Origin of the sequence: Streptomyces sp. NPDC007983 (genome assembly GCF_042958345.1) — a bacterium.
Classification (GTDB): Bacteria; Actinomycetota; Actinomycetes; order Streptomycetales; family Streptomycetaceae; genus Streptomyces.
Genome location: NZ_JBIBJI010000004.1, coordinates 751,043 through 772,334, shown reverse-complemented (window position 1 = coordinate 772,334; position 21,292 = coordinate 751,043). Strand labels below are relative to the sequence as shown.

At 74.4% G+C, this 21,292-nt stretch carries 2 protein-coding genes; both read right to left on the bottom strand.

Features of this window, described 5'->3' with window-relative positions:
- Nucleotides 1-28: 28 nt before the first annotated feature.
- The gene (locus tag ACFZCY_RS16870) at nt 29-1,327 is read right to left on the bottom strand and encodes an MFS transporter (protein WP_391173570.1); all 1,299 of its coding nucleotides are present in this window, start codon (nt 1,325-1,327) and stop codon (nt 29-31) included.
- Nucleotides 1,324-21,282: a non-ribosomal peptide synthase/polyketide synthase gene (locus ACFZCY_RS16865; RefSeq protein WP_391173566.1), complete on the bottom strand. Its 19,959-nt coding sequence runs from the start codon at nt 21,280-21,282 to the stop codon at nt 1,324-1,326. The genes ACFZCY_RS16870 and ACFZCY_RS16865 overlap by 4 nt, the downstream gene beginning before the upstream one ends.
- Nucleotides 21,283-21,292: the final 10 nt, after the last annotated feature.

Here is a 21,292-nt window from a genome sequence, read left to right as displayed (position 1 = left end):
GTTTTGTACGGAACTTGCGTGGATGTGGTCAGGCCGCCGCCGGCCGGTTGCCGGGCGGGGGGTTCGGGGACAGCCCGCGCAGGGTCGGGCTGGCGGTGGCGAGTACGGCCGCGGCGGCCATTCCGGCCGAGCACACCAGGATCGCCCGGTCGCCCGGCAGGGCCTGGGTGAGCAGGCCGCCCAGCGCGGGGCCCGCCGCGCCCGCGGCCCCGCAGGCCAGGGCGAGGACGCTGGTGAGCCTGCCGCGCAGCTCGTCGGGGGTGCGCAGCAGCTGCTCCGTCATGATCGCGGTGTTCGCGGTGGGCGGGAACAGCGCCATCAGGGCGAACAGCACCCCGGTGAGATAGCCGCTGTGCACGAGGGCGGCGACCGGGGTGAGCACGGTCAGCGCCCAGAACACCGCCACGATGGCGCGGTAGGCGCCGAGGCGGCCGTGGAGTACGGGCGCGGCGAGCGCGCCGGCGACCCCGCCCACCCCGAGCATGGCCGCCATCACCCCGACCTCCCCCGACGGCACCCCTCGGGTTCCGGCGAGCACGATGACGACGAGGTAGAAGGCGCTGAAGAACAGGTTCAGCACGACCGCGCACAGGATGGTGACCCGGATCCGGCGCTCCTGCCACACCCACCGCAGACCGGCCAGCATCTCGTGGCCGAGCCTGCCGGGCGGGGCGGCGGGCCGCTCCCGCTTCGGCAGCCGCAGGAAGAGCAGCGCGACGAACGACAGGGTGTGCATGACGGCATCGGCCAGGAAGGGGACGAAGCGCCCCACGGCGAACAGGAACCCGCCGGTCGCGGTGCCCGAGAGCTGGCCCATCGACGCCCGCGCCGTGTTCATCGAGACCGCCGCGGGCAGCTGGGCGATGTCCACCAGCAGCGGCAGCGCGGCGTTCTCGGCCGGTTCGAAGAGGGCCGCGGCGGCGCCGAACACCGCGGCGACGGCGACCATGTGCGGCACGGTGGCCGCGTCGCTCCACACCGCGATCACCAGACTGATGGCGGACACCGCCTGGGCCGCCTCGCAGCCGAGCATGAGCGCCTTGCGGTCGTACCGGTCCACCAGAACACCCGCCGGGAGCCCGGCCACCATCTGCGCGGCGGCGATCGTGCCCATCACCAGGCCGGAGGCGGCACCGGAACCGGTGAGCGCCAGGACCAGCAGCGGAAACGCGATCATCGACGCGTGGAAGCCGAACTCCGAGAGCGCCTGGCTGCCCCACAGCAGCCGGTAGCCGCGGTTGCGCGCCAGGGGCACGGGCGGAGCGGCGCGGTCGTCGGTCGCCACGCCCGCCTCGCCGCGCGCCACTTCTCCCCGCTCCTCGCTCATGCGGCACCGCCCCGGCAGTCCTGGGCGATGCGGCGCAGCGCGTCCGCGAAGTCCGCGGCCACCGCGGCCACGGTCGACTCCTCGTGGACATCGGGACGGTAGTACCAGGTGAAGCCGAGCCGCCCGTTCTGCACCGCGCCCACGACCTCCAGCAGATGCGATCCGCCCTCGCGGGGGTCGTGGTCCTGGCCGAAGGAGCCGTGTTCGGCGTGGACGAGGCCGTCCTTGGCCTCGGCCGACCGGGCGTCCCACTGGCCGAGGTAGTTGAACACCACCTGCGGCCCGTCGCCGGTGCCGGTCAGCCGCTCCCGTACCGCGTCCGTGCCGAAGGTCCGCAGCGCCCCGAAGCCGAAGCCGTTGCCGGGGACGGCCCGCAGCCGCCGCCTGACCGACTTGACCAGGCCGCGCCAGTCGACGGACGGGGAATCCCCGGTGGCGGGCAGGTCGAAGGAGACCGGGTACATCGTGGTGAACCAGCCCACCGTACGGGAGAGATCGGCGCCCTCGATGACGTCCTCGCGCCCGTGGCCCTCCAGTTCGACGGAGACCCGCTCCCGGCCGGTCCAGCGCGACAGCGCCAGCGCGAGGGCGGCCAGCAGCACGTCGTTGATGCGGGTGCGGTACGCGGTGGGGGCCGCACGCAGCAGCGCCTCGGTGTCCGCCTCGTCGATCTCCACCGGAACCGCCCGGGTCTCGGCGCCCGGGGCGGCCGACGCGCGGTCGACCGGCAGCGGCCGCGCGTCCAGCGCCGAGGCCCAGTGGTCGACCTCGTGGTCCAGGGCGCCGTCGGCGACCTGTTCGGCGAGCTGCCGGGCCCAGTCCCGGAACGAGGTCGTCTTGGGGCCGAGGTCGACCGCCTCGCCCCGCAGGCTCTGCTGGTACGCGGTGTCCAGGTCGTCCAGCACGATCCGCCAGGACACCCCGTCGATGACCAGATGGTGGGCGGTCAGGAAGAGGAACGGCCGCCGGTCGTCGCCGAAGCGGAACAGCGCGGCCTTCAGCAGCGGTCCGCTGCCGAGGTCGAAGCCCGCGTGCAGGGCGTCGGCCGCCTTCTCCATCGCCGCGTCCGCCTCCTGCTCCGGCAGCCCGGACAGGTCGTACCGGGCGAGGACTTCCGCCGCCTCGGGTTCCGGGTTGTACTGCCGCCACTGCCCGCCGTCTTCGGTGAACCGCATCCGCAGCGCGTCATGGTGGACGAGGAGCGCGGCCAGCGCCCCCTCCAGCGCCGCTTCGTCCAGCTTCTGATCCAGCTCCAGCAGGGTGGACTGGTTGAAGTGGTGCGGGTTGACGGTGTGGGTGGCGAAGAACCAGCGCTGGATCGGGGTGAGCGGAAGGTCTCCGGTCACCGGTTCCGCCCCGCCCTCGTCGTCCCGTTCGGCCGTGACCACGGCGGCCAGGGCGGCCACCGACTGATGGGTGAAGAGGTCCTTGGTGGACAGCCGCAGCCCCGACTGGCGGGCGCGGGAGACGACCTGGATGCTCAGGATGGAATCCCCGCCGAGGTCGAAGAAGTTGTCGTTCACACCGACCCGGTCCAGGCCGAGGACATCCGCCCAGATCGCCGCGATCCGGCTCTCCATCGGGGTGCGCGGCGCGACATGGTCCGCGCCCGGGGCCGGTGCGGGATCCGGATCGGGCAGGGCGCGGCGGTCGACCTTGCCGTTGGGCGTGAGCGGCAGCTCCTCCAGGGTGGCGAACGCCGACGGCACCATGTGGGGCGGCAGGGTGCGGCCCAGGAAGTCGCGCAGCGAGGCGGTCGTCGGCGTGCCGCCGAGTGCCGGAACCACGTAGCCGACCAGGCGCTTCAGCCCGGACGGATGCTCGGCCGTGGGCCCGGTGTCCCGTACGGCCACCACCGCCTCGCCCACCTCGGGGCTGCGCCGCAGGGCGCTCTCCACCTCGCCCGGCTCGATCCGGAAGCCCCGGACCTTGACCTGGTCGTCGGCCCGGCCGACGAACCGCAGCTCGCCGTCGGCGGTCCAGCGCACCACATCGCCCGTGCGGTACATCCGCCCGCCCGCGGGACCGAACGGATCGGCCAGGAAACGGGAGGCGGTGAGCCCCGGCCGGCCCAGATAGCCGCGGGCCAGTCCGGCCCCGGCCACGTACAGCTCCCCGGCCACGCCCACCGGAACCGGGCGCAGCGCGGAGTCCAGCACATAGGCCCGGGTGTTACGGATCGGCCCGCCGATCGGCGGCGCACCCGTACCGGCGGTCAGCGGCCCGGACCAGGTGCTCACCACGGTCGCCTCGGTCGGACCGTACGAGTTGATCATCCGGCGTCCCGGGGCCCAGCGGTCCACCAGTTCGGCGGAGCACGCGTCGCCGCCGACGATCAGCGTGCGCAGCTCCGGCAGGCCCGTCTCCCGCGCCGTCTCCGGCACGGTGGCCAGCGCCGCCGGGGGGATGAGCGCATGGGTGATCCGCTGTTCCGTCAGCACCTGGGCCAGCCGCTCGCCCAGCAGTGGACCCTCCTCCACGACGACGAGCGCGGCCCCCCTCGGCAGGGATACGCACAGCTCCAGCACGGAGGCGTCGAAGCTCGGCGAGGCGAACTGCAGGACCCGGTCCCCGGCCCGGACGTCGTAGCGTGCCGCGGCGGCGGCCGAGAAGCTCGCCAGCCCCGCGTGGGTGACCATGACCGCCTTGGGAACCCCGGTGGACCCGGAGGTGTAGATGACGTACGCCGGATGGTCCGGTGTCAGCCCCCGGACGGACGGCGGGTCCGCGGGGCCGTCCCCGGCCCACGCCGACGCCACGTCGTCGAGGACGACCAGGGGCTCGGCGTCCCGCAGCATGAACGCCACCCGCTCCGCCGGATAGTGGGGGTCGACCGGCAGGAACGCGCCGCCCGCCTTCACCACCGCCAGCTGCGCCACCACCATCTCCACCGACCGCGGCAGCACCAGCGCCACCAGCTTCTCCGGGCCCACACCGCGCCCGATCAGCTCGTGCGCCAGCCGGTTGGCCGCCGTCTCCAGCTCGGCGAAGGTGAGCGCGCCCGCCCCGGACACCACGGCCGTGGCGTCCGGGGACACCGCCGCCTGCCGTTCGAACAGCTCGGCCAGCGTGGCCGGTGGTACGGGGTGCCCGGTGGCGTTCCACTCCACGAGGGTGCGGCGCAGCTCGGCCGGGGTGGCGAGCGGCAGCGCGCCCACCGCCCGCTCGGGGTCGTCGGCGATGCCGGTGAGGAGCGAACGCAGGGCCGCGCCCATCCGCTCGGCCGTCGGCGCGTCGAACAGATCGGTGCTGTAGCTGATCAGCCCGCGCAGCGCGCCCCCGTCGGCCTCGGCGAACTCCAGCGTGAGGTCGAAGCTCGCGGTGCTGGTCTCGGGGGCGATGTCCTCCAGCGCGAGTCCGGGCAGGTCCAGTGGCCCGCCGGGGATGTTCTGCAGCACCACCATCGCCTGGAACAGCGGTGTCCGGCTGGTGTCCCGGACGGGCTGCACCTCGTCCACCACTCGCTCGAACGGCACGCTCTGGTGGGCGAAGGCGTCCAGGACGGTGCCGCGCACATCGGCCAGGAAGTCGGTGAAGCCGCGCTCGGGGTCGACCGAGGAGCGCAGCACCAGCGTGTTGACGAAGAAGCCGATCAGACGCTCCGTCTCGGCGCGCTCCCGCCCCGAGGTGACCGTCCCCACGGCGATGTCCTGCCGGCCCGACAGCCGGGCCAGCAGCACCTGGGCCGCCGCCACCAGCGTCATGAAGAGGGTGGTGCCACGGGCCCGGCCGTACTCCTTGAGGCGCCGGTTCACCGCGGCGGGCACCTCGAACTCCGCCGTCGCGCCGTGTCCGCTGCGCACCGCCGGACGGGGCCGGTCGGTGGGCAGCTCCAGCGGCTCCACGTCGCGCAACTGCCGCGTCCAGTACGCCAGTTGATCCTCGGCGGACGGGCCGGACAGCTCGTTTCGCTGCCAGGCCGCGAAGTCGGCGTAACCCACGGGGAGCGGTGGCAGCGCCGCCGTGTCACCGTGCAGCGCCGCCCGGTACAGCTCGCGCAGATCGCCGAGGAGCACACCGGTGGACCAGCCGTCGGTGATGATGTGGTGCAGCGTCAGGGTGAGCGCGTGGTCATCGGCCCCCAGCCGGATCAGCCCGGCCCGCAGCAGCGGGCCGCGCCGCAGGTCGAAGGGGCGCTCCCGCTCCCGCGTCAGCAGCTCCGTCAGCTCCGCCTCCCGCCGGTCGGCGGGAAGGCCCGACAGATCGTGCCGGATGAGGCGCACCGGAGCGGGCTCGTGCACGATCTGCGTCCCGCGTCCGTCCACCGCGTCGAAGGTGGTGCGCAGCGACTCGTGCCGGGCCACCAGCGCGGTCAGCGCGTCCTCCAGCGCCCGGACATCGAGGGTGCCGCGCATCCGCAGCGCCAGCGGGGTGATGTATTCGGTGCTGTCCGGTGCGAAGGAGTCCAGGAACCACAGTCGCTGCTGGGGATACGAAAGCGGCAGCTCCGCGTCCCGGGGCACCGGTGTGATCGGCGCAGGGCCCCCTTCCGTACGGCCGCTCGCCCCGGTGAGGGCCGTGGCGAGGGCGGCCACGGTGGAGTGGGTGAACACCAGCCGGGGCGACACCTCCGCGCCGAAGGCCTCCCGCAGCCGCGAGGTGAGCCGGATGCTGAGGATGGAGTCACCGCCGAGGACGAAGAAGTCGTCCTCGGCGCCGACCCGTTCGGCCCCCAGCACCTCGGCCAGGATCCGCGCCACGCGCCGCTCGGCCTCGTCGCGCGGGGCCACATAGGCGGCCCGGTCGGGGCCGGAATCCGGGGCGGGCAGCGCCGTACGGTCCAGCTTGCCGTTGCGGCTCAGCGGCAGCGCGTCCAGCGGGACCACCGCGGAGGGCACCATGTAGTCCGGGAGCCCGGCCGCCACATGGGCGCACAACTCCGCGCCGTCCACGGCCCCGTCGCCGCCCGGCACCACATAGGCCACCAGCCGCTTCACCCCCGGGCGGTCCTCCCGGGCCACCACCGCGGCGTCCGCCACCCCGGGGTGGGCGGTCAGTACGTTCTCCACCTCGCCCGGCTCGATCCGGAAGCCCCGGACCTTCACCTGCTGGTCGGCGCGGCCGACGAACTCCACCGTGCCGTCCGGCCGCCGCCGCGCCAGGTCGCCGGTGCGGTACATCCGCTCCCCGGCGGGCCCGTACGGATCGGCGAGGAAGGCCGCCGCCGTCGCACCCGGGCGGCCCAGATAGCCGCGGGCCACGCCCTCACCGGCGACGAAGAGTTCACCGACGACACCCGGCGGGACGGTCCGCAGCCGCGCGTCCAGGACGTACACCCGCATGTTGTCCAGCGGCCCGCCGATCGGCACCACTTCGGGCACCCCGTCGGCCTCGGCCATCGGGAAGGCGGTGGCGAACGTCGTCGTCTCGGTCGGCCCGTAGCCGTCCACGACGGTCAGCCCGGGGCAGGCCGCCAGCACCCGGCGCACGGCCGCCGCGGGCACCACATCGCCACCGGTCCACACCTCGCGCAGCCCCGCGAAGCACTCCGGGTCGTCCTGCGCCAGCAGCCGGAACAGCCCGGCGGTCAGCCACAGTCCCGTCACCCCGTGCCCGGCCACCAGCCGCCGCACACCCGCCGCGTCCAGCTCGCCCGGCGGGGCCACCACCACCCGGCCGCCGCGCAGCAGCGGCACCCACACCTCGTAGGTGGCGGCGTCGAACGCCACCGGGGAGTGCAGCGGCACCCGGGCGTGGCCGCCGCTCGCGAAGGCCCGGTGGAAGGCGAGCGCCGCCACATCGCGGTGGCGCACCCCCACGGCCTTCGGCACCCCGGTCGACCCGGAGGTGAACATCACGTACGCCAGGTTGTCCCGGTCCACCGGCCCGGCGGGTGGCGTCCGCTCGCCGTCGCGCGCGGCGGCCACGTCGTCCGCCGTCAGCACGACCTTCGCGCCCGTCCGCTCCAGCAGCTCCCGCTGCCGTGCGCGCGGCGCGCGGGTGTCCACCGGTATGTACACCCCACCGGCCCTGACCACCGCGAGCTGTGCCACGACGAGTGCGGCGGACCGGTCCATGAGCAGCGCCACCGGGTCCTCGGCGCGCACCCCCGACTCGGCCAGGACCGCCGCCAGCCGGCCCGACCACGCGTCGAGGTCGCGGTAGCCGAGGGCGGTGTCGCCGTCGGTGACGGCGATGGCGTCCGGGGTCCGCGCGGCCTGCTCGGCGAACAGCTCCGCGAGGGAGCCCGTGGGCAGCGGCCGGTCGGTGTCGTTCCACTCCCGCGCCGCCAGGCGCTCCTCGGCCCCGGTCAGCAGCCGTAGATCGTCCAGGGTGCGCCCGGCGCCGTCCGCGATGCCGGTGAGGAGTGTCCCCAGGTGGCGCGCCGCCCGCTCCGCCGTCGCCGCGTCGAACAGCGCGGGATCGTAGGCGATGTCGAAGCCGAGCCGGTCGCCGAGATAGGCGCGGCAGACCAGGGGGAAGTTCGTGGCGTCCTCGGCCCGCACCTCCCGGATGGCGATCCCGGCGCCGGCCGCCGACTTCTCGTCGAAGGGATAGTTCTCGAAGACCACCATGGAGTCGAACAGCCCCTCGGCGGCGGGCAGTTCGCTCAAGGCCTGGATGCGTGAGAGGGAGAGGAAGTCGAAGCGGCGGGACTCGCTCTGCTGCTCCTGGAGTTCCCGCAGCCAGTCCGCCACATCGCGGCCGCCGTCGGCCACGGCCCGGGTGGGGACCGTGTTGATGAACATGCCGATCATCGTCTCCACCCCCGGCAGCCCGTCCGGGCGGCCCGAGGCGGTGGTGCCGAACACCACGTCCGGCTCGCCGCTGTACCGGGACAGCAGCAGCGCCCAGGCGCCCTGCACCACCGTGTTCACGGTCAGCCCACGGCTCCGGGCCGTCTCGCGCAGCCGCGCGGACACCTCCCCGGTCAGCTCCAGCCGGGTCAGCGCGCCGGAGGTGGCGCGGTGCGCCTCCCTCGGCGGCCGGTCGTACGGCAGCGGGGTCCGGGAGGTGAAGCCCGCCAGGACGTCACGCCAGTGCCGCTCGGCCCGCTCCTGGTCCTGCTCCCGCAGCCAGCGCAGGAAGTCCCGGAACGGGCGGCGCGCGGGCGGGTTCAGGTTGCGGCCCTCGGTGAGCGCCGCGTAGTGCTCGCACACCTCGGCGAAGATCTGCCCGGTGGACCAGCCGTCCAGCATCAGATGGTGCGAGGTCCACACCAGCATGATCTCGTCGTCGGTCAGCCGCGCCACCGCGATCCGGGTCAGCGGGGCCGCCGTCAGCTCCATCCCGGCCGCCCGGTCCTCGGCGAGCAGCCGCTCCAGCGCGGCCTGTTGCCCGTCCGGCCGCAGCTCCCGCCAGTCGTGCCGGGCGGTGGGCAGTACGGCATGGCGGCGCACCACCTGGACGGGCTCCTCCAGCCCCTCCCAGCGGACCTCGCTGCGCAGCACCGGTGTCCGGTCCACGACCCGCTGCCAGGCGGCGGCGAAGGCGTCCGGGTCGGCGATGCCGCCGATGCGCAGCGCGATCTGGTCGAAGTAGGCGCCGCCGGTGTCGACCAGGCCGTGGAAGAGCATGCCCGCCTGCAACGGGGTCAGCGGATAGATGTCCTCCACGTCCCTGCCGTCGCCCGCGATCAGATCCACCTGGCGCTGGTCGAGCCGGGCGAGCGGGAAGTCGGAGGGGCTGCGGCCGCCCGCGCCGGGCTCCGCGCAGTGCGCGACGATCTCCCGCAGCGCGGCGAGCACGTCCTCGGCGAGGCGGCGCACGGTCGCCTCGTCGTACATCAGCGCCGGATAGCTCCAGCCCAGCTCCAGCCGGCCGCCCTGGACCGCTCCGGTGACCTCCAGCAGGTACGTACGGGTCTCGTCGTCCGGCGCGTCCTGGCCGGTGGTGGGCAGGGCGGCCCGGTAGAGGCCAGTGGCCTCGTCGGCCGCGGCGACATCCCACTGGCCGTGGTAGTTGAACCCGATCTGCGGGGCCGGACCGCCCCGCAGCCGCTCGCCCGCGGTGGGGGAGAGGTGGCGCAGCGCCCCGTGGCTCAGCCCGCGGTGCGGGACGGCGTGCAGCTGCTCTTTGACGGACCTGAGCGTGTCCCGCCAGTCCGCGCCCGGCGCTACGGTCAGCGCGAGCGGGAACTCGGCGGTGAACCAGCCCACCGTACGGGAGAGGTCCAGCTCCTCGAACAGGTCCTCGCGGCCGTGCCCCTCCACCCCGATCAGCACGGTGTCGCCGCCGGTCCAGCGGGCCAGGCTCCGGCCGAGGGCGCTGAGCAGCACATCGTTGATCTGGGTGCGGTAGACGTCCGGGACGTCCCGCAGCAGCGCCTCGGTCTCGGCGCGGCCGAGGGCGACGGTCACCGTGGCCGCCGTCTCCTGGGTGTTGGCGCCTTGGCGGTCGACGGGCAGCGGCGCGGGCGTGGCGCGCGCGGTGCGCGTCCAGTACTCCAGGTCGCCGTCGAGCCCGCCGGAGCGCACGTGTTCCGCCAGCCGGGCCGCCCAGTGTGCGTAGGCGCTGCTCGCCGGGGGCAGAGCGGGCGCGGCTCCGGACACGGCCTGCTCGTACGCGGTCTCCAGATCGCCGAGCAGGACGCGCCAGGAGACGCCGTCGACCACCAGATGGTGGACGGTGACGACCAACTCGGGCGCCTGATGCGGACCGTAGGTGAACAGCAGGGCCTTCAGCACCGCGCCCTCGGCGATGTCCAGCCCGGTCTGCGCCGCGACCGTGGCCTCCCGTACGGCGTGTTCCGATGCCACCTCATCGAGGCCGGACAGATCGTGCCGTTCGACAACCGGCCCCGGCGCGGCGGGCAGAACCTCCTGCGCCCACTCACCGTCGATGACGAGGAACCGGGTGCGCAGCGCCGCGTGGTGCGCCACGAGGGCGTCCACCGCCCGCCGCAGCGCGGCCTCGTCGAGGTCGTCGGCGAGCCGCAGCCGGTGGGTCATGGTGAAGTGGTGCGGATCGCCGGGCCGCCGCCCGCCCAGGTACCAGTGCTGGATCGGGGTCAGCGGCGCCGGGCCCGTCGGCGGACCGGCCGGAGCCGGGTCCCGCTCCGGGGCGGACCCGATGCTCAAGCCGAGCTCCGCGATGGTCTGGTGGCGGAAGACGTCCTTGGAGGTGATCCGCAGCCCCGCCTGGCGGGCGCGGGAGACGATCTGGATGCTGAGGATCGAATCACCGCCCAGGGCGAAGAAGTTGTCCTCCACACCGATCCGCGGGGCGCGGAGGACCTCGGACCACACGCGGGCGAGCACGGTTTCGGTCTCGCTGCGGGGCGCCACATACGCGGTCTCCGCCTGCGGTTGCGCGGGCGGCGCGGGCAGCGCCCGCCGGTCGACCTTTCCGGCGTCGGTGCGGGGCATCCGGTCCAGCGGCACGAAGGCCGCCGGGACCATGTAGTCGGGCAGGGTCTCCTTGAGGCGGGTGCGCAGCTCCGCCGCGCCGGGCGCGGCCTCCGCCCCCGTGGCCACGAGGTAGCACACCAGCCGCCGGTGGCCGGTGTCCTCCCGGACCACCACCACGGCGTCCTCGACCGCCGGATGGTCCAGCACGGCGGCCTCGATCTCACCGGGCTCGACGCGGAAGCCACGGATCTTGACCTGCTCGTCGGTGCGGCCGAGGAATTCGAGCACCCCGTCCGCCGTCCAGCGGGCCCGGTCGCCGGTGCGGTACATCCGGGAGCCGGGCGGGCCGTACGGGTCGGGGACGAAGTGGCGCGCGGTCAGCCCCGGCCGGCCGAGATAGCCGCGCACGACCTGCGCACCGGCCAGGTGCAGTTCGCCGGGCACCCCCGGCGGCACCGGCCGCAGCGCCCCGTCCAGGACGTACGCCCGCAGGTTGTGGCCGGGGCGCCCGATGAGCGGACGGTCCCCGAGGTCGGTGAGGCGCCCGTACACCGCGTCGACGGCGCACTCGGTGGGCCCGTAGAAGTTGTACGCCGCCACCCCGGGCACCGCGCGCAGCTCCCGCCACAGCGCGGCCCCCAGCGCCTCGCCGCCCACCATGACGATCCGGGGCCGGTGGCGGCCGTCGAACAGCCCGGCGGCCATCAGCTCGTGCAGATACGAGGGGGTGAGGTCGAGGAAGTCCAGCCCCCGGGCGCGGATCAGCTCCACCAGGGCGGCCGGGTCGAGCCGTACCGCGTCGTCGATCAGATGCACCTCCTGGCCCGCGGCCAGGAACACGGCGCCCTCCCAGGAGGTGTCGAAGGAGAACGCCGCGGTCAGCGCCGCGCGCAGCGGTCGGCCCGCCTCGGCGGCGTGCGGCCCGATGAGCGAGGCCCGGTGGTCGTGGCAGAGGTTGACCAGCTGGCGGTGCTCGACGGCGACCCCCTTGGGGCGGCCGGTGGAACCCGAGGTGTAGTTGATGTACGCGGTGTTCGCGGGCCGCAGCGGGGAGCGCCGGTCCCGGTCGGTGGGGTCGGTGGCGGGCAGGTCGCCCAGCGGCGCGTCGCGCAGCGCCTCGGGGGTGAGGACGACCGCGGGCGCCGCGTCCTCCAGCAGGAACGTGACGCGCTCGGCGGGCAGTTCCGGATCGACGTACAGATACGTGCCGCCCGCCTTGAGGACGGCGAGCTGGGCCACCATCAGCTCGGCGGTGCGCGGCAGCCGGACCGCCACCACCGTCTCGGGACCGGCCCCGAGCGCGATCAGCTGGTGGGCCAGCCGGTTGGCGCGGGCGTTCAGCTCCGCGAAGTCGTAGGTGGCGTCGGCGGCGACCAGCGCGGTGGCGTGCGGGGTGCGGGCCGCCCGCTCCTCGAAGAGGCGCGGGAAGGTGGTGTCCGCCACCGGGAGCGCGGTGTCGTTCCACTCCTCCAGCACCGTGTGCCGCTCCCGCGCGGTCAGCAGCGGGAGTTCGCCCACCGTGCGTCCCGGGTCGTCCGCCACCGCCTCCAGCAGCAGCCGCAGCTGGTGGACCATCCGCCGTACGGTCGCGGCGTCGAACAGATCGGTGTTGTACTCCACGAAGCCGGTCAGGGCGCCCTGGTGTTCCACGAAGTCGAAGCCGAGGTCGAAGGCGGCCGTGCGGCTCGGGATGCGCACGGCCTCCACGGCGAGCCCGGGCAGGCTCGGCACCTCGCTGCCCAGGTTGTGCAGCGCCACCATCACCTGGAACAGCGGGGTGCGGCTGGTGTCCCGCTCCGGCTGGAGCGTGTCGACGATCCGCTCGAACGGCACGTCCTGGTGGGCGAAGGCGTCCGATACGGTGTCGCGCACCTCCTGGAGCAGTTCGCCGAACGGGCGGTCCGCGCGCACCCGGCCGCGCAGCACGAGCGTGTTCACGAACATCCCGACCAGGCGCTCCAGCTCCGGCCGCTCCCGGCCGGAGGTCACGGTGCCCACCGCGATGTCCTCCTGCCCCGACCAGCGCGCCAGCAGCACCTGGCAGGTGGCGAGCAGGGTCATGAAGAGGGTGCCGTCGCTCTGCCGCCCGGTCGCGCGGAGCCGGTCCACCAGCTCCGCGTCGAGGGTGAAGTCCAGCAGCGCCCCGTTCCTGGTCTGCACCGCCGGGCGCGGCCGGTCGGTCGGCAGCTCCAGCGGGGCCAGGCCGGCCAGGGTCTTCCGCCAGCGCTCCAGCTGCGGTTCCACCGTGGCGGCCCCGCCGTCCGGGTCGCGCTGCCAGGCCGCGTAGTCGGCGTACCCCAGCGGCAGCGGGGGCAGTTCGGGGCTGCGGCCCGCCACCGCCGCGGCGTACAACTCGCTCAGATCGTCGCTGAGGACGGCGGTGGACCAGCCGTCGGTGACGATGTGATGCATCGTGAGGGTGAGGACGTGTTCCTCGTCGTCCAGCCGGATCAGGGAGGCGCGCAGCAGCGGACCCGTGCCGAGGTCGAAGGCCGTGGCACCCTCTCGTACGAGCAGCCGCTCCAGCTCCCGTTCGCGCTCCTCGGCGGGGAAGGCGGTGAGGTCGTGGCGCGGCAGCTCGACCCGGTACGGGTCGTGGATCCGCTGCACACCGTGGCCGTCCACCTCGGCGAACGTGGTGCGCAGCGGCTCGTGCCGGGCCACCAGGCCGTCGAGCGCGGTGCGCAGGGCGGCGGTGTCGAGCCGCCCGCGCAGCCGCAGCGCGAACGGGGTCACGTACTCGGTGTCGCGGTCGTCGAAGCCGTCCAGGAACCACAGGCGCTGTTGCGCGTACGACAGCGGCAGGTCGCCACCCCGCTCCACGGCCGGGATCACACCGCGCGGCGCGGCGCCGTCCGGGGTGCTCAAGGCGGCGGCCAGTGCGGCGACGGTGGCATGGGTGAACAGGGTGCGTGGCGAGACGTCCGTGCCGAATGCGGTACGCAGCCGGGAGGCCACCCGGATGGCGAGGATCGAATCGCCGCCCAGGGCGAAGAAGTTGTCCTCGGCCCCCGCCTCCTCGACCCCCAGGACCTCGGCCCACACCCGGGCCACCGTGCGTTCCGCCTCGGTGCGCGGGGCGATCCGCTCGGCGCTCGTGGCGAGGCCGTCCGCGCCCGGGGCGGGCAGCGCGGCCCGGTCCAGCTTGCCGTTGACGGTCAGCGGCAGGGTGTCCAGCGGGACGTAGGCGGCCGGAATCATGTGCTCGGGCAGGGCCCGCCCGAGGAATTCCCGCAAGCATGCGGCGGACGGCGGCTCGGCCGTGGCACTGGCCACGGTGTAGGCGACCAGCCGCCGCACCCCGGGGCGGTCCTCGCGCGCGGTCACCACGGCGTGTGCCACTCCCGGATGCGCGGTCAGGGCGGCCTCGATCTCGCCGGGTTCGATCCGGAAACCGCGGATCTTGACCTGGTCGTCGGCGCGGCCCAGATACTCCAGCTCGCCGTCCGCGCTCCACCGGGCCCGGTCGCCGGTGCGGTACATCCGGCTGCCCGGCGGGCCGAACGGGTCGGCGACGAAACGGGACGCGGTCAGCCCCGGGCGGCGCAGATAGCCACGGGCCAGTCCCGCGCCCGCCACGTACAGCTCGCCGACCGCGCCCGGCGGCACCGGTTCGAGGGCGCCGTCGAGGACGTAGATCCGCAGGTCGGGGATGCCGGTGCCGATGCCGCTGCCGGTGGCGCGGGCCGCGGTGGCGCGGTCCAGGGCGGTGTGGGTGACGTGCACGGTGGTCTCGGTGATCCCGTACATGTTGACCAGCACGGGCGCGGTGTCCGCGTGCCGTGCGTACCAGCCCTCCAGGCGGCGCGGGTCGAGCGCCTCACCGCCGAAGATCACCCGGCGCAGCGAAAGCCGCGCCCCGGGGTTCTCGGCGTTTTCCTCGTCCGCGCGCATCAGCGCGTAGAAGGCCGACGGCGTCTGGTTGAGCACCGTCACCCGCTCGTCCGCCAGCAGCCGCAGGAACTCCTCCGGGGAGCGCGAGACCGCGTACGGGACGACCACGAGGCGGCCGCCGTGCAGCAGCGGCCCCCAGATCTCCCAGACGGAGAAGTCGAAGGCGTAACTGTGGAACAGCGTCCACACGTCCGAGGCGTCGAAGGAGAACCACTGACGGGTCTGCGAGAACAGCCGCACCACATTGGCGTGCGGGATGACCACGCCCTTGGGGCTACCGGTCGACCCCGAGGTGTAGATGGCGTAGGCCGGGCTGTCCGGCAGCGGCCGGGCAGCGGCCGGGAGGGTGGCCGGGCGCTGCCGCAGATCGGCGGCCACGGCCGGGTCGTCCAGGCACAGCCGGGGCACGGCGGTGTCCGCCGCGATCCGCTCGTCCAGGCCGGCGGTGGTCAGCAGCAGTACGGGTTCGGTGTCGGCGAGCATATGGGCGATCCGCCCGGCCGGCTGGTCCGGATCGATCGGCAGATACGCCGCCCCGGTCTTCAGCACGGCCACGATCGCCACGATCATGTCGAGCGAGCGGGGCAGGGCGAGTGCCACATACCCCTCCCGCGCCGCGCCCCCGGCGGCGAGCCGGTGGGCCAACCGGCCCGCACGCGCGTCGAGTTCCGCGTACGACAGCGACTCCGCGCCGCAGGTGACGGCGGTGGCGTCCGGGGTGCGGGCGGCCTGCTCCTCGAACAGGTCCACCACGGTCCGCTCCGGCACCTCCTCCGCCGAGCCGTTCCACTCCACCAGGATCCGCCGCCGCTCCTCGGCCGTCGTCCACGGCAGGGCCCGCAGTGGACGGTCGGGGTCGGCCGCGATGCCGGTCAGCAGCCGGCACAGCCGGTCGACGAGGGCTTCCGCGGTCCCGGCGTCGAACAGCTCCGGGTCGTAGCCGAGGTCGAAGCCGAGCCGGTCGGAGAGATGGGCCCGCAGGCTCAGCGGGAAGTTCGTAGCGTCCGTCGACTGGACGTCGAGGATCCGCAGCCCCGCCTCGCGCGCCGAGGAGTCGTCGAAGGGGTAGTTCTCGAAGGCCACCATGCTGTCGAACAGCGGCGTACCGGCCGGGACCTCGCTCCACGCCGACAGCTGAGCCAGCGACACGGATTCGAACCCCCGCGCCCGCGCCTGTGCCATCTGGAGTTCCCGCAGCCACTCGGCGGCGTTCCGGGCGCCGTCGACCCGTACCCGGGTGGGCAGGGTGTTGATGAACATGCCCACCATGGACTCGACCCCGGCCAGCTCGGCCGGGCGGCCCGAGACGGTGGTGCCGAACACCACGTCCGGCTCGCCGCTGTACCGGGACAGCAGCAGCGCCCACGCGCCCTGCACGATCGTGTTGACGGTCAGGCCGTGGCGCCGGGCGGCCGCGCGCAGCTCCGCCGAGACACCGGTCCCCAGCGCCACCGCCACCGTCGCCGAGGAACCGGCCCGGTGCGACTCCAGGGGCTTGCGGTCGTACGGCAGCGGAGTCGGCGCGGCGACCCCCGCGAGCAGCGCCCGCCAGTACTCCTCGGCCTCCCGCCCGTCCTGGCGGTCCAGCCAGTGCAGATAGTCGCGGAAGGGCCGCCGGGCGGTCAGCGCCGGGCGATCTCCCCGGGCCGCCGCGGCGTACCGCTCGCACACCTCGGAGAACACCTGGGCCAGGCTCCAGCCGTCCAGGATCAGATGGTGTGAGGTCCAGATCAGCTCCACCCGGTCGCCGGGCAGCCGCACGATGGTCAGCCGCATCAGCGGCGGCTCCGTCAGATCCAGGCCGAGCGCCAGGTCCCGCTCCCGCAGCCGGTCCAGCTCGGCCGCGCGCCGCTCCTCCGGCAGCTCCCGCCAGTCCACCTGGGTGATGGGCACGGCGGCCCGGTGGCGTACGAACTGCACGGGCCGCTCGACGTCCTCCCACACCACGCCGCTGCGCAGCACCGGCGTGCGGTCGACCGTCCGCTGCCAGGCGAGGGCGAGCGCCTCCGGGTCGCTCACCCCGGCCAGGGTCAGGGTGGCCTGGTCCAGATAGACGTCCGTCCCGTCGCCCACCAGGCGGTGGAAGAGCATGCCCTCCTGGAGCGGGGTCAGCGGATAGACGTCCTCGATTCCGCGCCCGTCGCCCACCAGGCGGTCCACGCCCGCCTGGTCCAGCCGGGCGAGCGGGAAGTCCGACGGCGTACGTCCGCCCGCGCCCGGCTCGGCGCAGTGGCCGACGATCTCCCGCAGCGCCGCCAGCATCCCGTCCGCGAGCCGCCGCACCGTGGCCCCGTCGTGCACGCGGTCGGAGTACAGCCAGGTCAGCTGCAGCTCCCCGGCGGCCACCACGCCCGACACATCGAGCGGATACGTCGAGGGCTCGTCGGCGGCGAGGTCCTGCCCCAGGGTCTCCCCGGTGAGGGTGAACGCGTCGTCGCCCGGTACGGAATCCCACTGGCCGTGGTAGTTGAAGCAGATGCCCGGCAGCGGGGCGTCGCGCAGCGCGCGGGCGGCGGAGCCGGGCGCGCTCAAGTGGGCCAGCGCCTCGTAGCTCAGCCCCTTGCGGGGCAGCGCCCGCAGCTGCTCCTTCACCGACTTCAAAACCGGGCCCCAGCCACCGTCGGGCAGGGTGAGTGCCACCGGGTACTGGGTGGTGAACCAGCCGACGGTCCGCGACAGTTCGACGGTGTCGTCGATCTCCTCCCGGCCGTGGCCCTCCATCGCCACCAGCACCCGGTCGGTGTGCGTCCAGTCGGCGAGCACCCGGCCGAGCGCGCTCATCAGGACGTCGTTGATCTGCGTCCGGTACACCCCGGGCACCCGGCGCAGCAGCGCGTCGGTCGTGTCGCGGTCCAGCCGCACCCGGACCGTGCGGGTGGTGCCGGCGGTGGCCCGGCCCGGGCGGTCCACCGGCAGGTCCGCGCCGCCCGCGCGCGCCACGCCCTCCCAGTACGGCAAATCGCCGTCCAGGTCGCCGGCCAGCACATGGTCGCTCAGCCGGTGGGCCCAGCGGGTGAAGGGGGTGCCGACCGGGTCCAGCTTGACGGTGTCCCCGGCCACCGCCTGCCGGTAGGCGGTCTCCAGGTCGCCGAGCAGGATGCGCCAGGAGACGCTGTCCACGGCCAGGTGGTGTGCGGTCAGGAACAGCCGCGGCCGGGTCCCGGCGCCGCGCAGGATCAGAGCGGCGCGCAGCAACGCGCCCGTGGTCAGGTCGAGTTCGGCGCGGGCGGCCCCGGCGGCCGCCTCGGCCGCGGCGTGCAGCGCGTCGCCGTCGAGCCCGGACAGGTCGTGGCGGCGGATCAGCGGCCCGGCCGCGGGAGCGTCGGCGTGCTGGCGCCACTCGCCGCTCTCGTTCACGAACCGGGTGCGCAGCGCCGGGTGGTGGGCGGCCACCGACTCCAGGGCGGTGTTCAGCGCGGTCTCGTCCACGTCGTACGGCAGGTCCACGACCATCGACATGGTGAAGTGGCGCAGCGGGCCGTGGGTGGCGAAGAACCAGTGCTGGATCGGGGTCAGCGGCGCCGGGCCCGTCGGCTCGGCGGCGGTGTCGTCGTCCGTACCGGGCGCGGCGCGCGGGGTGATGGCGGCGGCCAGGTCGGCGATGGTCTGGTGCAGGAACACATCCCGGGAGCTGAGCCGCAGCCCGGCCTGGCGCGCCCGGGAGACGGCCTGGATGCTGAGGATGGAGTCGCCGCCGAGCTCGAAGAAGTTGTCCGTCACACCGACCGTCCCGGCGCCCAGCACCTCGGCCCAGATCCGGGCCAGCTCCTCCTCCACCGGGGTGCGCGGCGCGGTGTAGGCGTGGTCCCGGCGGTCGGCGTCGGGGCGCGGGGCGGGCAGCGCGCGCCGGTCGAGCTTGCCGCTCGTGGTGAGCGGCATGGCGTCCAGGGCGACGAACGCGCCGGGCACCATGTGGCCCGGCAGCGTGCGCTTCAGGGCCGCCCGCAGCTCCTGCGCGGTGGGCGGTTCGGCGGAGGCGGCCGGTACGTAGTAGGCGGCCAGCCGCGCGTGGTCGCGGTCGTCGGTCACGGCGACCACGGCCGCCTCGGCGACGGACGGCAGGTCGAGCAACGCGGCCTCGATCTCGCCCGGTTCGACGCGGTGGCCCCGGATCTTCACCTGGTCATCGGCGCGGCCCAGGTAGTCCAGCTCCCCGGCGGCGGTCCAGCGGGCCACATCACCGGTGCGGTACATCCGGCCGCCCGCGGGCCCGAACGGATCGGCCACGAACCGCTCGGCCGTGAGGCCCGGGCGGTGCGGATAACCGCGCGCGAGCTGGTCACCGGCCAGATACAGCTCTCCCGCGACCCCGGCCGGGACCGGCTGGAGCCGGGCGTCGAGCACATAGGCGCGCAGATTGCCCAGCGGCCGCCCCACCACCGGACGCCCGCCACCGCCGATGCGGGCGGCGAGCGCGTCGATGGTGCATTCGGTCGGGCCGTAGAAGTTGTACGCCGTGGTGCCGGGGACTTCCGCCAGCTGCCGCCACAGCGACTGGCCGATGGCCTCACCGCCCAGCATCAGCACCCGGGGCCGGTGCCGGGGGTCGGTGAGCAGCCCGGCCGGGAGGAGCTGCCGCAGATACGACGGGGTGAGGTCGAGGAAGTCGATCCGGTGTCCGGCGATGTGGTCCACCAGCGCCGCCGGGTCGAGCCGGGTGGTCTCGTCGATGAGGTGCAGCTCATGGCCGTCGGCCAGCAGCAGCAGCCCCTCCAGCGAGGTGTCGAAGGAGAACGACGCGGTCAGCGCGGCGCGCAGCGGACCGCCGCCCGCCTCGGCCACGAAACCGTGGCGGTGGCCCACCAGCAGGTTCACCATGGCCCGGTGTGTCACGGCCACCCCCTTGGGGCGGCCGGTGGAGCCGGAGGTGTAGATGATGTACGCCGCGCTGTCCGGGTGCGGCGTGCCGGTCCGGTCGGCGTCGGTGGGGTCGGTCGCAGGCAGCGTGGCGGGGACCGCGCGTACGGCCTCCTCGTCCAGCACCAGCATCGGCCGGGCGTCGTCCAGGAGGAACGCGACGCGCTCCTGCGGCAGTTCGGGGTCGATGGGCAGATACACACCGCCCGCCTTGAGGACGGCGAGGATCGCCACGACCATGTCGGCGGTGCGCGGCAGCTTCACCCCGACGATCCGCTCGGGGCCCACGCCCAGCCCGATCAGCCGGTGCGCCAGCCGGTTGGCGGCCGCGTTGAGCGCCGCGAAGTCGTACGTCTCCTCCCCGGCGACCAGCGCCGTCGCCGCCGGGGTACGGGCCGCCCGCGCCTCGAACACGGCGGGGAACGTCGTCGGCTCCACGTCCAGCGCGGGACCGTGGCCCCACGCCGCCACCTGCCGCCGCTCCTCCCGCGTCAGCAGCGGAAGTTCCCGCACCGGCCGGTCCGGTTCGGCGCTCGCCGCGTCGAGCAGCACCAGCAGATGCCCCGCCATCCGCTCGGCGGTCTCCGCGTCGAACAGCTCGGTGCTGTACTCCAGCAGCCCCCGCAGCTCCTCCCCGTCCTCCACGAACTCCACGCTGAGGTCGAACGTCGAGGACTGCCGGGGCACATCGACGCCCGCCGCCGTCAGACCGGCCGGGCGCGGCGCGCCGCGCGGGGTGCTGTGGAGCAGCACCATCACGTCGAACAGCGGGTTCCGCCCGGCGTCCCGGCGTGCCCCCACGGCCTCCACCAGCCGCTCGAACGGCGTCTCGTCGTGCGCGAAGGCGTCGAGGACCGTCGTACCGGCCTCGTCGATCAGCTCGCGGTACGAACGCGCGACGTCGACCCCGGAGCGCAGCACCACGGTGTTCACGAAGAACCCGACGGCGCGCTCCAGTTCGGTGCGGCCACGGCCGGAGGTGACGGTGCCCAGCGCGATGTCGTCCTGCCCCGACCAGCGGGCGAACAGCCCCTTGCACGCGGCGACCAGCACGGTGAACAGGGTGGTGCGCCGCTCCGCCGCCAGCTCCTTCAGTCGCGCCGCGACCGCACGGTCCACGGTGAACTCGTGCACCGCGCCCGCCGAGGTGCGCACCGAGGGCCGGGGGTGGTCGGTGGGCAGCTCCAGCGGGACGGTGTCCGCGAGCCGCCCCTTCCAGTAGTCGAGCTGCTTGTCCAGGGTGGCCCCGGAAAGCCGCTCGCGCTGCCACACCGCGAAGTCCGGGTACTGCACCGGCACCGGCGGCAGCGCGTCCAGTCCCGCCCCGTCCGGCCCGGCGCCGTACAGCGCGCACAGCTCGTCCTGCAGGATGCCCATGGACCAGCCGTCGGTGACGATGTGATGGGCGGTGAGCAGCAGGACGTGCTCCTCGTCGGCCAGCCGCACCAGCAGTGCCCGCAGCAGGGGCCCGGTGCGCAGGTCGAACGGGCGGGAGTACTCGGCGAGCAGCGTGTCGTCCAGCGCCCCGGGGCCGCCGGTGAGGTCGGCCACCGGCAGCGGAACCGCGGTGGCCTCGCGCACCACCTGCGACGGCTGCCCGTCACCGTCCTCGAAGACGGTCCGCAGCGCCTCGTGGCGCTCCACCAGGGCGTCGAGCGCCCGGGAGAGCGCGGCGGTGTCCAGGGCGCCGGTCAGCCGCAGGGCGACCGCGCTGTTGTAGCCCGCCTCGTCCGGCTGGAGGGTGTGCAGGAACCACAGCCGCGCTTGCGCGAACGACAGCGGAAGGGGCCGCGTACGGTCCGCGCGGGGGATCCCGGTCCCGGAGCGTCCGGCCTTGCCCGCGAGCCGGCGGCGCAGGGCTTCCCGCATCTCCTCGGGCAGGGCGGAGGCGCGGCTGTTCCTCGAAGACGTCATGTTGTCTGTC

Coding starts and splice junctions, on each gene's coding strand:
- ACFZCY_RS16870 (WP_391173570.1), bottom strand. CDS start 1,327: ATGAGCGAGGAGCGGGGAGAAGTGGCGCGCGGCGAGGCGGGCGTGGCG.
- ACFZCY_RS16865 (WP_391173566.1), bottom strand. CDS start 21,282: ATGACGTCTTCGAGGAACAGCCGCGCCTCCGCCCTGCCCGAGGAGATG.